This is a genomic window from Pseudoalteromonas sp. MIP2626, from assembly GCF_013414205.1.
In the GTDB taxonomy this organism is placed as follows: domain Bacteria; phylum Pseudomonadota; class Gammaproteobacteria; order Enterobacterales; family Alteromonadaceae; genus Pseudoalteromonas; species Pseudoalteromonas nigrifaciens.
Map to the genome: position 1 here is coordinate 14,971 of NZ_JAATTW010000042.1, position 12,476 is coordinate 27,446.

At 39.0% G+C, this 12,476-nt stretch carries 14 protein-coding genes; 12 read left to right on the forward strand and 2 right to left on the reverse strand.

Annotated features, from left to right (window positions below; translation table 11 throughout):
- Positions 1–102 precede the first annotated feature (102 nt).
- The 9 genes from HC000_RS14430 (at position 103) to HC000_RS14470 (ending at position 9,237) form a co-directional block, all read left to right on the forward strand.
- Complete coding sequence (locus tag HC000_RS14430) at positions 103–1,182, forward strand: pilus assembly protein PilM (protein WP_011329364.1); 1,080 nt, start codon at positions 103–105, stop codon at positions 1,180–1,182.
- The gene (locus HC000_RS14435) at positions 1,170–1,742 is read left to right on the forward strand and encodes a PilN domain-containing protein (RefSeq protein ID WP_179808008.1); all 573 of its coding nucleotides are present in this window, start codon (positions 1,170–1,172) and stop codon (positions 1,740–1,742) included. Before HC000_RS14430 ends, HC000_RS14435 begins: the two co-directional genes overlap by 13 nt.
- Entirely contained in the window at positions 1,732–2,334 is a 603-nt protein-coding gene (locus HC000_RS14440; RefSeq protein ID WP_179808011.1) for a type 4a pilus biogenesis protein PilO, read from the forward strand. Before HC000_RS14435 ends, HC000_RS14440 begins: the two co-directional genes overlap by 11 nt.
- Positions 2,334–2,870, forward strand: a complete 537-nt coding sequence (locus HC000_RS14445; protein ID WP_179808009.1) for a pilus assembly protein PilP — start codon at positions 2,334–2,336, stop codon at positions 2,868–2,870. The genes HC000_RS14440 and HC000_RS14445 overlap by 1 nt, the downstream gene beginning before the upstream one ends.
- Positions 2,857–4,947, forward strand: coding sequence for a type IV pilus secretin PilQ family protein (locus HC000_RS14450; RefSeq protein WP_089368803.1), 2,091 nt, complete (start codon positions 2,857–2,859; stop codon positions 4,945–4,947). Before HC000_RS14445 ends, HC000_RS14450 begins: the two co-directional genes overlap by 14 nt.
- Positions 4,948–5,389: 442 nt before the next feature.
- Positions 5,390–5,908: a shikimate kinase AroK gene (aroK, locus tag HC000_RS14455; protein WP_008466255.1), complete on the forward strand. Its 519-nt coding sequence runs from the start codon at positions 5,390–5,392 to the stop codon at positions 5,906–5,908.
- A gap of 28 nt (positions 5,909–5,936) precedes the next feature.
- The gene (gene aroB, locus HC000_RS14460; RefSeq protein WP_089368802.1) at positions 5,937–7,007 is read left to right on the forward strand and encodes a 3-dehydroquinate synthase; all 1,071 of its coding nucleotides are present in this window, start codon (positions 5,937–5,939) and stop codon (positions 7,005–7,007) included.
- Positions 7,007–8,326: an AAA family ATPase gene (locus HC000_RS14465; RefSeq protein WP_089368801.1), complete on the forward strand. Its 1,320-nt coding sequence runs from the start codon at positions 7,007–7,009 to the stop codon at positions 8,324–8,326. Before aroB ends, HC000_RS14465 begins: the two co-directional genes overlap by 1 nt.
- 53 nt (positions 8,327–8,379) lie before the next feature.
- Positions 8,380–9,237, forward strand: coding sequence for a Dam family site-specific DNA-(adenine-N6)-methyltransferase (locus HC000_RS14470; protein WP_011329357.1), 858 nt, complete (start codon positions 8,380–8,382; stop codon positions 9,235–9,237).
- Here the strand turns inward: HC000_RS14470 and HC000_RS14475 are convergent.
- A complete protein-coding gene (locus HC000_RS14475; protein ID WP_058374262.1) occupies positions 9,194–9,379 on the reverse strand; it encodes a DUF2970 domain-containing protein in 186 nt (61 codons plus the stop codon). The genes HC000_RS14470 and HC000_RS14475 overlap by 44 nt on opposite strands.
- A gap of 2 nt (positions 9,380–9,381) precedes the next feature.
- Positions 9,382–9,678, reverse strand: coding sequence for a hypothetical protein (locus HC000_RS14480; protein ID WP_089368800.1), 297 nt, complete (start codon positions 9,676–9,678; stop codon positions 9,382–9,384).
- Between the two features lie 215 nt (positions 9,679–9,893).
- On the opposite strand from HC000_RS14480, the gene rpe reads away from it, so the two are divergent.
- From rpe to trpS, 3 genes are read left to right on the forward strand one after another with little or no spacing between them, the layout of a single operon-like run.
- Positions 9,894–10,577, forward strand: coding sequence for a ribulose-phosphate 3-epimerase (gene rpe / locus HC000_RS14485; protein ID WP_179808010.1), 684 nt, complete (start codon positions 9,894–9,896; stop codon positions 10,575–10,577).
- Entirely contained in the window at positions 10,577–11,242 is a 666-nt protein-coding gene (locus HC000_RS14490; protein ID WP_089368798.1) for a phosphoglycolate phosphatase, read from the forward strand. The genes rpe and HC000_RS14490 overlap by 1 nt, the downstream gene beginning before the upstream one ends.
- A gap of 32 nt (positions 11,243–11,274) precedes the next feature.
- Positions 11,275–12,279, forward strand: a complete 1,005-nt coding sequence (gene trpS / locus HC000_RS14495; RefSeq protein WP_011329353.1) for a tryptophan--tRNA ligase — start codon at positions 11,275–11,277, stop codon at positions 12,277–12,279.
- Positions 12,280–12,476: the final 197 nt, after the last annotated feature.

Here is a 12,476-nt window from a genome sequence, read left to right on the forward strand (position 1 = left end):
CAAGTTGAGGCTGCTAGTATATATTGATTAAAAAATGAATAGTATTTTTTCAGATAAGAATTATAACTTGTTTATTATTAAAACAAAGGCAAAGTTGCAAACATGCTAAGTCAACTATTTAAAAAGCCATCGCCGATGATGGTAGGCATTGATATAGGATCGCACTCTATCAAAGCTGTACTGTTAAGTGAAACAGACACTGGGCTTCGATTAGAAGCACTTGCAATTGAACCTATGCCAAAAGGCGCCATGAGTGAGCGTACTATTCAAGATATTGAAGCAATTGGTAATGTAATAACTAAATTAAAACGAAAATTACCTAAATCACTAAAAGAAGCTGCGGTGGCTGTTTCAGGCCAGACCGTGATCACCAAGGTGATTTTCATGGATGTCACCTTAAGTGACGCTGAATTAGAATCGCAAATTGAAATTGAAGCAGACAGCTTAATTCCTTATCCATTAGATGAAGTTAATCTTGATTTTGAAAAGCTATCAACCAATGCCGCCGATCCTAGTAAAATGAATGTATTGCTTTCGGCTGCGCGTACTGAAAGCGTTGAAGCACGTGTTGGCGCGTTAGAAGCGGCTAACTTAGTTGCTAAAGTGGTTGACGTAGAAAGCTACGCATTAAGCCGAGCAATGGATGTGTACTATCAACAGTTACCAAGTGATGCATTTAATAAGTGCGTTGCAATTGTCGATATTGGCGCGGTATTAACACTCGTAAGTGTAGTGCAAGCGGGTGATACAATTTATACCCGCGACCAAGTGTTTGGTGGCGATCAATACACTAATAGTATTGTTACTTATTATAATAAAGGCTTTGATGAAGCTGAAATTGGTAAAGCAACCGGCGACTTACCGCCAAATTATACCTTTGAAGTACTTGCACCTTTTCAAACAGCCTTGCTACAACAAGTGCGCCGCGCGGTGCAAATGTTTTTAACCACCACGGGCAAAGATCAGCTAGATTATATTGTATTAACCGGTGGTACAGCTATGATTAGCGGTTTTGAGCGCTTATTAGTCGAAGAGTTAGGTATACACACAATTGTAGCCGAGCCATTTGTAAATATGGAAATATCTCCTAGAGTTGACCGTAATGTATTACAGCGTCATCGCACGCAATTTGCTATTGCAACAGGACTCGCTTTGAGGAGCTTTTCATCATGCCACATATAAATTTACTGCCTTGGCGTGAACAACAGCGTGAAGACTCAAAAAAGAAGTTTATTACTTCATTAATTGCAGTTGTTGTTTTGTGTTTTTTGAGTATGTATTTATTGAGCTCATTTTATGGCGCTTTAAAAGAGGGTCAAAATCTAAAAAACAATTACCTTAGTGCAGAAATAAGTATGCTAGATAAAGAAATAAGAGACATTAGAGAGCTAGATAAGAAAAAAGAAAACCTGCAGCAGCGTATGCGCTTAATTGAAAACCTGCAAAGGAGTCGTAATTTAGGCACGCAAATTATGGATGAAGTCGCAAAAATAGTTCCTGCAGGGGTTTATTTAACTAAGCTAGAGCGACGCGGTAATCAAATTCATGTACTTGGAAAAAGCGAATCAAATAATCGCCTTTCAACCTTGCTACGCGAAGTGCAAAGTTCTTATTTATTAGAGCGCCCAGTAATGCAAGGTATTGTTGCTGGCGATAAATCGTCGCGTTTGTTGAGTGATTTTAATATGGAGTTTTATGTAAAACCATTCGATAAAATTGGCGAGGTACATGATGAACCTTGATTTTAAAGCATTTAAAGATATAGATTGGAATGAAATAGAACTTGATAATATAGGTGAATGGCCGGTTGTTGTTAGGGTTATTTGCGGTGCTTTTATTGCGGGTTTAGTGTTGTTTTTTAGCTATAGCTTATTAGTTTCAGATGAAATAGACAGTTATCACAACGCGGTAGCCACAGAGGTGGAGCTGCGCACTACTTATCGCACCAAATATGCGGTAGCCAGTAAACTAGATATTTATCGACTGCAAATGATTGAAATGGAAGATAAGTTTTCTCAGCTATTAAAACGCCTACCAACCTCTAATGAAACCCCAGGCTTATTAGATGACTTATCTTATGTGGGTACTACCAGTGGCTTAACCTTTTTAAAAATTGGTTGGTTGCCTGAAGTTGAAAAAGAATTTTATACCGAACTGCCAATAAAAATAGAAGTGGTAGGGACCTACCATGAATTTGGTCAGTTTGTAGGTAAAGTGGCTCAATTACCGCGAATTGTTAGTTTACATGACTTTTCTATTTTATCATCTGGAGAAAAGCAGTTAACATTTAGTGTGATTGCAAAAACTTATCGCTACGAAGAGGGGGCTAAATAATGAATAAACTCCCTTTAGTGGCTATTTTTACAACGTTATTGAGTGGCTGTAATAGTGACACTTCTGAACAAAAAGAATTTATTGATCAGGTAAAAGCAAGTACAACCCCCAGAGTGGAGAAAATACCAGAGCTCATTCAGTTTGAGTATTTTGAATACAATGCAGGTCAATTGCGCAGCCCATTTGTAGCTCCACAACCTGAAATTATACAAAATAAGTTAACGCAAATTAAAAATTGTTTGCACCCAGATCCAGATAGAGTTCGTGAGCCATTAGAAAAATATCCGCTAGATAACCTAGCGATGAAAGGCACGCTAGGTTCTAATAGCCAAACATGGGCACTTATTACTGCTGCTGATGCAACGCTGCATAGAGTAACCGTAGGGAGTTACTTGGGCACTTACGACGGAAAAGTAAAAAAAGTGAGTAGTGACTATATTGAGTTAATAGAATTAATCCCTGATGGATCTGGCTGTTGGAAAGAGCGTCAGACTAAATTAGAAATGTTAGAGGCGACAATTGATGGCGCAAATTAATAACAAAAAAGGTCATACAAATATGTATAAGGATGTAGGTTCGCTTCATCGTGTATTGTCAGCTTTATTAGTGATTTTTGCACTATTAATAGCTAAAACTGCGGTAGCTGAGCCGCTACTTTATGACGTGCGCTATAATCCATTATTAAAAGGCGAAACCGAACTACAGCTGGTATTTGATGAAGAATTAACCCAGCAACCAAGTATTCAAGTGTTCAATAGCCCAGCGCGTATAGAAATGCTGTTTACCAATGCACAGTTAGATCAAGGGTTAGCCGATGTTGCTGTTAATTTGGCTGGAATAAATAATGTAACCAGCGTAATGACAAGTAACGGTTTAAAAGTAACGGTACATCTTGAGCGTTTGAAAATTTATGAAACCCAGGTTAATAATAATCTGGTCTCGCTGCGTATCTCTGATAATCCATTAACCGAGCAAGCGCTAACGACTGATGATGCTGCAGATAGCATTGGCGGTAGTTACATTAATCGTATTCAATCTATTGATTTTCGCCGTGGTGAAAAGGGCGAAGCTAAAGTATTGGTATTTTTGCAAGATACTCAAGCCGCAATAGAAGTACATGAAAGTGGCGGTAAAATTATTGCAGAGTTTCATCACACTGATATTTTAGATGATTTATTATACGAATTAGATGTACTTGATTTTGGTACTATCGTAAGCAATATAGAAACCTTTAAAGAAGATAACCTGAGCCGAATTGTTATTGAGCCAAACGCAGCATTTACGTTTACTTATCAGCAAATAGATAATATTTTTACCTTAAATGTTGAGAAAGACGAAACCCAAAATGCTTACCTTGATGGTGGTAAAGAATATCAAGGTCGACCAATGACCCTGAACTTTCAAGACATTTCGGTACGTGCAGTCTTGCAAATTATAGCCGGATACAACGACTTTAACTTAGTAACCAGTGATTCTGTAACGGGCAATATAACGCTACGTTTAGATGGCGTGCCATGGGATCAAGCGCTTGATGTGGTACTCAGAATAAAAGGTCTTGATAAGCGTATGGATGGCTCTATTTTAATGGTAGCCCCATCAGAAGAGCTTGCAGCACGTGAAGCAAAAGACTTAAAAGCAAAGCAACAAGTAGAAGATTTAGAGCCTTTGTACAGCGAGTACATTCGCTTAAATTATGCAAAGGCCGAAGATTTTGCAGATTTACTAAAAACGGACACTAACAGCATTATAACCCCAAGAGGGAGTGTGTCGGTTGATCAGCGTACCAATACATTATTAATGAAAGATACGGCAAAAAGTATCGAAAGCGTACGCCGCATGGTCGAAACGCTAGATATACCCGTAAAGCAGGTTGTAATTGAAGCGCGCATGGTAACCGTACGCGACAACGTTACAGAAGATTTAGGGGTACGTTGGGGCTTTAGTGATCAGCAGGGAACCGATGGTATTTCAGGCACCCTAGAGGGGGCTGAAAACATCTCTAATGGTAATATTCCAAGCTTGTCTGATAGATTAAATGTAAACCTGCCGGTTGCCAATCCTTCAGCTAGCATAGGTATGCATATTGCTAAACTAGCTAATGGTACGTTAATTGATTTAGAGCTAACTGCGCTTGAAGAAGAAAATAAAGGTGAAATTATTGCTAGTCCGCGAATTACTGCGGCTAACCAGCAAAAGGCGAGGATTGAACAAGGTACCGAAATACCTTATGTTGAATCAGCCTCTAGTGGTGCGACAACAGTAAGCTTTAAAAAAGCAGTACTTAGCTTAGAAGTAACACCGCATATAACACCTGATAACAAAGTTATTTTGAATTTAATTATCACTCAAGATACCCGAGGTGATACAGTACAGACCGGAACAGGCCCTGCGGTTGCAATTGATACGCAACAAATTGAAACGCAGGTACTGGTAGAAAATGGCCAAACAGTTGTTTTGGGTGGTATTTTTCAACAGCAAATTATTAATTCGACCAAAAAAGTTCCTTTATTGGGCGACATTCCATACATTGGAAGACTGTTTAAAAGTACCAGTGAGTTTAACGAAAAGCGTGAACTACTGATTTTCGTCACTCCTAAGATACAAGTTGATTAGGGCGTGATTATATTTGAATATTGATTTTGCAGCACTCTACTTAGTTTACTAAGTAGAGAATATGCAGTGTGGTTACTTCCCAAAATATGCGATAGCAGCATAAAACCAACATGCGCTGCCCTTCGGGTGCACTCTAGTGTTATTTTGCGCTTTACTGTGTGAGTTTTACATAACATTACGTAGTAAAGTTATCAGTAATTTGATAAATATAACTTTGGGTTGCACAAATTTTAACCATGAAAAATAAATACTCCCTAAAATAAGCTAATGTTTTGTTAACTAATGGATGATTATTTAGATTAATTGCTCGTTATATGGCTTTTTATGCTAATTGACTTGAAATACCCAACCGATTACTGAGATAATCCTCTCCTTAATTTTGGGGCCAGGTCGTTAGGCGGGGTTTTATTTCAAATTTTAGAGTTCGTTTGTACTAAAAGATATGGCTGAGAAACGTAATATATTTCTAGTTGGCCCCATGGGGGCTGGCAAAAGTACGATTGGTCGTCACATCGCTGACCAATTACACCTTGAATTTGTTGATTCTGATCAAGAAATCGAACGCCGTACCGGTGCAGATATTGCCTGGGTGTTTGATCTTGAAGGTGAAGAAGGCTTTAGACTTCGTGAAGAATCTGTTATTGGCGATCTAACCGAAATGCAGGGTATTGTACTTGCAACCGGTGGTGGTTCAGTAATGAGTAAAGAAGTTAGAAACAAGCTTTCGGCTCGCGGTATTGTAGTATACCTAGAGACACCGATTGAAAAACAAGTTGCACGCACACAACGCGACAAGCGTCGCCCATTACTGCAAACAGAAGAAGCACCTCGTGATGTATTAGAACGTTTAGCAGAAGAACGCGAACCGTTATATAAAGAAGTGGCTGATTTTGTTGTACGCACTGATGAGCAAAGCGCTAAAGTTGTTGCTAACCAAATCATCGAGAAATTGGATTTTTAATTACTAATATTAAAGGAAATAGCTAAGCATGCTTGAATTATCTGTTAATTTAGACGAGCGAAGTTACCCTATTTATATTGGTCAATCTACACTTCAAGATAATGGCCGCCTAGTTCATCACATTGGTGATTGTCGGCCTATCATCATTACTAACGACACTATTGCGCCTTTGTATTTACAGGGCTTATTAGCGCAGTTAGCAACATTGAATCCACTGCACTTTATTATTCCTGATGGCGAGCAATATAAATCGCTTACCTGGTTTGAAAAAATATCGGCATTCTTACTCGAAAATAACTGTGGTCGTGACACCTGCTTAATTGCATTAGGTGGCGGCGTTGTTGGTGATTTAACTGGTTTTGTTGCTGCATGTTATCAGCGTGGCATTCCCTTTATTCAAATGCCAACGACACTATTATCACAAGTTGATTCGTCGGTAGGTGGAAAAACAGCGGTAAATCATCCACTAGGTAAAAATATGATTGGGGCATTTTATCAGCCACAAGCTGTTTTTATCGACACACAATCATTACATACTTTACCTGCGCGCGAGTTTGCAGCCGGTATGGCTGAAGTGATTAAATACGGTTTGATTTACGATACTGAGCTATTTGCTTACTTAGAGCAAAATGTTGAGCGTTTACAGCAATTAGATGAAGCCTGTTTACAGCATATAATTTATAGGTGCTGTGAAATTAAAGCGCTAATTGTAGCTCAAGACGAAAAAGAGCAAGGCCTAAGAGCACTATTAAACTTAGGTCATACCTTTGCGCACGCAATTGAAGCGCAAATGGGGTACGGTGTTTGGCTACATGGCGAAGCAGTAGCAACAGGTATGGTACTTGCTGCAAAACTAGCATATACACGCCAAGATTTAACCGCTGAGGACGTTACTCGTATCTCTGGTTTAATTGCGCAATATAGCTTACCCACGCAGATCCCGCCGGTAATGACCAGCGAGCATTTTTTGCAGCATATGCGTAAAGACAAAAAGAATAAAAAGGGTACTATCCGCTTTATTCTGCCCACCCAATTTGGACAATGTGCATTAGTGGATGATGTTTCAGATGACCAAGTTCGAGCGTTAATCGAGCAATAATGCAGCCACAAATTTTACCAAGCCGTGCGGCATTGGTGGATAGAATCGCACTGCAATTTGAGTACGGACAAAACCTGATTGTTTTACTAGGCACCTCTGGCCTAGGTAAAAGCTACCTACTCGAAACTTTTATTACTGATAAATATAACGATTTTAATAAAGCATTTGTGCAAGTAACAGCGCAAATGACAGACATTCAATTAATGAGCGAGCTATTAGAGCAAAGCTTTAATGCACCTTTAATTGATCATAGCTTGAGCCTATCCGAAAACTTTTATCAATTATTACAACAGCAAGCTTGTGGCCCTTGTTTATGGGTGCTAGATAACGCCAGGCACTTATCAGAAGAATTACAGGTAGAGTTAGAACTACTGGCTAAAAACTCCCCCAGTACGCTTTATATTATGCTTGCTGCGCAGTCAAAACTGGCCTTTGCAGCGGCAATAAACATTCACTTAGAGCCATTAAACCAAAGTGAAAGTAAGCAGTTAATGCGTTGGTATTTTAGCGACCTGCCTTATGATGAAGACCCAGTTTACCAAGCTTTTATAGCCGCGGCACAGGGTAATCCCAATTTATTACTGAGCTGGCAAGCAACAGAACACATAGCGGATGTTGTTGTAAAAGATAAAGTATCTTGGCGTTTGCATTTATTAATTTTGATGTTAATTATTCTGTTTTTAATAATTGGCTTGTTATATAAATCAGACATGACCCAATGGTGGCAACAATATTATCAGCAAGCTGAGCCTGAAGTGCTCACAACGGCAATTTCGGTTAAGCAAATACAGCAGCCATTAGCGATAGCTAGCGACAATAGCGCTATTGCAGCGTCACCTAACTTACCTGCAAGCACAGTTGAGCTACAAACACCGCATAATGATGTGCCTGCAATTATGCAAAGTCTGACTGCGAAGCAAACAACTCCCAGCTCTAAAAATACACCATCGGTAGAGCCAAAGATATTAGCAACGCAGCCACACAGTAATATTTCAGCTCAGGTTGAGAGCAAAATACTCACAGGTAATGCATGGTACTTACAACAGCCCGACACAAATACAGTTATTCAATTATTAGCGATTACTCAGCAACAAGTCAGTGCTGAATTTATTAGCCAGCATAAACTACAAAAAGTAGCGCATACCTATCAAACTAAAAGAAATAATAAAACTTGGTGGGTGGTAACTGTAGGTAGTTTTACTAATATGGATGCTGCAAAGTTAGCTATGAGCGCTTTGCCTGCAGAGGCTAAAATAAATAAGCCTTTCTATAAAAAAATAAGCAAAATAAAACAAGAAATTGTATTAGTTGATCAGTAAACTAAGCAACTTTAGTGTAAAATCGCGCAACACCAGATTGAAGTAAAGAGCCAATGCAGCAAAAGAGTAGAGCCTTCCTTAAATGGGCTGGCGGAAAATACAGTCTAGTTGAAGATATTAACGCGCGACTAAAGCAAGCTAGCCAGCAGGCTGATACTTTGGTTGAACCTTTTGTTGGTGCCGGCTCAGTGTTTTTAAATAGCGATTTTAAACACTACATTCTTAATGATATTAATGCCGATTTAATTAATTTATACAAAGAACTTAAAAACTCGCCCGATGAGTTTATAAGTGATGCTAAAAAGCTGTTTGTGGATTTAAATAATCATCCCGATGCTTACTACGAATACCGCGTGCAATTTAATCAAAGTAGCGATATATACGAACGCGCAATGCTGTTTTTATATATGAATAGACACGGTTATAACGGGCTTTGTAGGTATAACTTAAAGGGTATTTTTAATGTACCTTTTGGTAAATACAAAAAGCCTTATTTTCCCGAAAAAGAAATGTACTTTTTTGCTAAAAAAGCGCAACAGGCTACGTTTACCTGCCTTGATTACGATGATATTTTTAAACTAGTACCTAAAAATGCAGTTATTTATTGTGATCCACCGTATGTGCCTTTAAGTAAAACAGCCTCGTTTACCTCGTATGCGAAGGGCGGTTTTAATTTAGATGATCAAGCAAATCTAGCAAATTTAGCCGAGCAAGCGGCGTTTGAAAACGATACTCCAGTGCTTATCTCTAACCATGATACGGTATGGACGCGTAAAATTTATAGCCAAGCCACATTAGATCAAATTCAGGTAAAGCGTACTATTAGCCCAAAAGGCGGATCGCGTAATAAAGTGAGCGAGCTAATGGCTATGTACTTAGCACCGAAACAACAATCGCGTAAATCGAAATAATAAAAACAATAAAAAGCAAAATAGCTATTATGATAATGCTAACTGGCGAGTGGTGTTTAAAGTCTGCGTGGCGTTTATGGTTAGATTGCACCCCAAAAAATGCAGCAAGTACACTTTGTAAGGCGCTAAAAAACTGTCGCATATTTAAAATGATGGTTTTAAAGAGGGAAGCTTTTTAGAATCACCAGAGCTTGTAAGCAACTCTAATAAATCTAAATAATGAAACTGTGCACTGCGGCTGTCGCCTGTTATCCATGAAGACCAAGACGACTCATCTGTTACTTTAAGGCAAGCACTTACAGCTGTATCTGTAGTGGTTGTTTGTTTTTGCTGGCAATTGTTAATTGCTGTTAAATCTTGCTCAGAACTTGAGATAAAATTTAACGCTCCAACAAACAAAAGTGCTGACGCCATTAATATCCCCGTTTTAAAAGCACGCATGATTTAAACCTAATAATTTGATCCTTTTTTAAGCATAACAAAAATTGCTTAAATAACAAACTTAAATTTTATCATTAGCTTCTAAAGTCGAATGAAAATAAAGGCTTATCAATAATCTTTATTTTTATTAAGCCATTATATTTGTCGCGATTACTTGGGTAACATCATTAATTAAGTTACATTAACGCAATATATTATTCATTGCCGGATTAACTATGTTGAACCCAGAAAAAAAATACTTAATAGCCCCTTCTATTTTATCTGCTGATTTCGCTAAACTAGGTGAAGATGTTGATAGTGTACTTGCTGCGGGTGCCGATGTGGTTCACTTTGACGTGATGGATAATCACTATGTGCCTAACTTAACTATTGGCCCTATGGTGTGTAAAGCGCTCAGAAATTACGGCATTAAAGCGCCTATTGATGTGCATTTAATGGTTAAACCGGTTGATAGCCTTATTCCTCAGTTTGCCGAGGCCGGTGCTTCAATTATTACCTTTCATCCAGAAGCCAGTGAGCATATTGACCGCACATTACAATTAATAAAAGATCATGGCTGCCAAGCTGGTTTAGTGTTTAATCCAGGTACTAGCTTGAGCTTTCTTGATCATGTGATGGATAAAATTGATGTTATTTTAATTATGTCGGTTAATCCAGGGTTTGGTGGGCAAAGCTTTATTCCGCATACTTTAGAAAAACTACGCCAAGCAAAACAACGTATTGTAGAATCGGGTCGCAATATACGCTTAGAAGTTGATGGCGGAATAAAAGTCGATAACATTGCCGCTGCTGCAGAGGCAGGAGCTGATATGTTTGTAGCGGGATCAGCCATTTTTAACCAGCCAAATTACCAAGAAGTTATCGATCAAATGCGTGAGCAATTAGGAAGTGTTAAATAATGAAGTACGACCTAGCCCTGTTTGATTTAGATGGCACCTTAGTAGATAGTGTATACGATTTATACATAGCACTTAATCTTACTTTGAGCGACTTAGCATTTCCGATTGTTAGCCAGCGCTTAGTAGAAAGCTGGGTTGGTAATGGTATAGAAGTATTAGTAAAACGCGCACTGAGTGGCGAAATGCAAATAAGTGAGCATTTAGATAAAGTACTTAGCGATAAAGCATTTACATTATTTTACCAACATTATGAACAGCAAGTAGGTGAATATAGCGTACTTTACCAACATGTTGAAACTGGGCTTGCTGCCCTACGTGGTATGCCCAAGGCATTGATCACTAATAAAGATCGTTTATTTACCGAAAAATTACTGGATAAGTTAGCCTTAACGAGTCATTTTGAGCTAATAATTTGTGGTGATGACATGGCTAAAAAGCCATCAGCAGAGCCGTTGTTATTTGCCTGTAATAAACTAAATGTTGAGCCCAGTAAAGCGATTATGATTGGCGACTCTAAAAGCGATATACTAGCTGCCAATGCAGCTAAAATTGACGTTATTGCACTGAGCTATGGTTATAATCAAGGTGAAAACCTTAAGGACTATAATCCACAGTACCTATGCGATAACTTCTTAGATATAATACCTGTTCTTACACAGCGCTAAGTGCTGTTAATTAAGCAAAATAAAGGAAAATCATGAGTAAACCAGTAGTTTTAAGTGGCGTGCAGCCAACCGGTGGTATGACAATAGGCAACTATGTTGGCGCTATTAACCAGTGGCTAAAGTTACAGGAAGACTATGATAGCTACTTTATGCTTGCAGATCTTCACGCAGTAACTGTGCGTCAAGACCCTGAATTACTTCGCTCGCGAGTTTTAGATGGTGTAGCGCTTTATACTGCTTGTGGTATTAACCCAGAAAAAGCCGCGTTATTTGTGCAATCGCAAGTACCAGAGCATGCACAACTTGCTTGGGTATTAAACTGTTATGCACAAATGGGCGAACTTAATCGTATGACCCAGTTTAAAGATAAGTCGGCAACGCACGCGCACAATATTAACGTGGGCTTATTTGCTTACCCAGTATTACAAGCGGCCGATATTTTATTATACCAAGCAGAGCAAGTGCCGGTAGGGGAAGATCAAAAGCAACACCTTGAACTAACCCGCGATATCGCAACACGTTTTAACAACCTGTATGGCGAGGTATTTAAAATACCTCAAGCGTATATTCCAGAGTTTGGTGCGCGAGTAATGAGCTTGCAAGATCCGCTGAAAAAAATGTCTAAGTCTGATGAAAATCTAAATGGTTTTATTATGATGTTAGATGAGCCAAAAAAGATTGAGAAAAAACTGAAAAAAGCAGTTACCGATTCAGACGAACAAGCGCGTATTTACTTTGACCGAGCTGAAAAGCCTGGAGTGTCAAACTTACTTACCTTGTTAAGTGTGGCAACTAAACGTTCAATTGAAGATTTAGTGCCAGAGTACGAAGACAAAATGTACGGCCATCTGAAAAAAGACACAGCAGATGCGGTGGTGGCAATGATTGAGCCAATTCAAGCGCGTTTTAAAGAGATCAGAGAAGATCAAACACTCCTTAATAACATCATGAAGCGTGGCGCAGAAAAAGCCAGCAGCCAAGCCGAAGGTACGTTAAAAGCTGTGTACGATGCACTCGGTTTTATTCCTCGCGGCTAAACCTTGCTAGTTAAAATGATCAATAAAAATGCCGCTTTATTTATAAAGCGGCATTTTTGTTTGCCCAGCGAAGCTGGCAAACCCGATAGGCTGAAAGATGCCTTATTACCCTGACTAAGGGGAAGATAATCTGAATGGCAAGGGCGTCACTGGCCAACGGTGGGGTCTGAAGGAAGCCATAAGAAGTTAGAGGTACA

Bases quoted from the DNA above. Each gene is read 5' to 3' on its own strand.
- aroK (WP_008466255.1), top strand. From the start codon at position 5,390: ATGGCTGAGAAACGTAATATATTTCTAGTTGGCCCCATGGGGGCTGGC.
- HC000_RS14440 (WP_179808011.1), top strand. From the start codon at position 1,732: ATGAACCTTGATTTTAAAGCATTTAAAGATATAGATTGGAATGAAATA.
- trpS (WP_011329353.1), top strand. From the start codon at position 11,275: ATGAGTAAACCAGTAGTTTTAAGTGGCGTGCAGCCAACCGGTGGTATG.
- HC000_RS14470 (WP_011329357.1), top strand. From the start codon at position 8,380: ATGCAGCAAAAGAGTAGAGCCTTCCTTAAATGGGCTGGCGGAAAATAC.
- HC000_RS14430 (WP_011329364.1), top strand. From the start codon at position 103: ATGCTAAGTCAACTATTTAAAAAGCCATCGCCGATGATGGTAGGCATT.
- aroB (WP_089368802.1), top strand. From the start codon at position 5,937: ATGCTTGAATTATCTGTTAATTTAGACGAGCGAAGTTACCCTATTTAT.
- HC000_RS14465 (WP_089368801.1), top strand. From the start codon at position 7,007: ATGCAGCCACAAATTTTACCAAGCCGTGCGGCATTGGTGGATAGAATC.
- HC000_RS14475 (WP_058374262.1), bottom strand. From the start codon at position 9,379: ATGCGACAGTTTTTTAGCGCCTTACAAAGTGTACTTGCTGCATTTTTT.
- HC000_RS14445 (WP_179808009.1), top strand. From the start codon at position 2,334: ATGAATAAACTCCCTTTAGTGGCTATTTTTACAACGTTATTGAGTGGC.
- HC000_RS14435 (WP_179808008.1), top strand. From the start codon at position 1,170: ATGCCACATATAAATTTACTGCCTTGGCGTGAACAACAGCGTGAAGAC.
- HC000_RS14480 (WP_089368800.1), bottom strand. From the start codon at position 9,678: ATGCGTGCTTTTAAAACGGGGATATTAATGGCGTCAGCACTTTTGTTT.
- HC000_RS14450 (WP_089368803.1), top strand. From the start codon at position 2,857: ATGGCGCAAATTAATAACAAAAAAGGTCATACAAATATGTATAAGGAT.
- rpe (WP_179808010.1), top strand. From the start codon at position 9,894: ATGTTGAACCCAGAAAAAAAATACTTAATAGCCCCTTCTATTTTATCT.
- HC000_RS14490 (WP_089368798.1), top strand. From the start codon at position 10,577: ATGAAGTACGACCTAGCCCTGTTTGATTTAGATGGCACCTTAGTAGAT.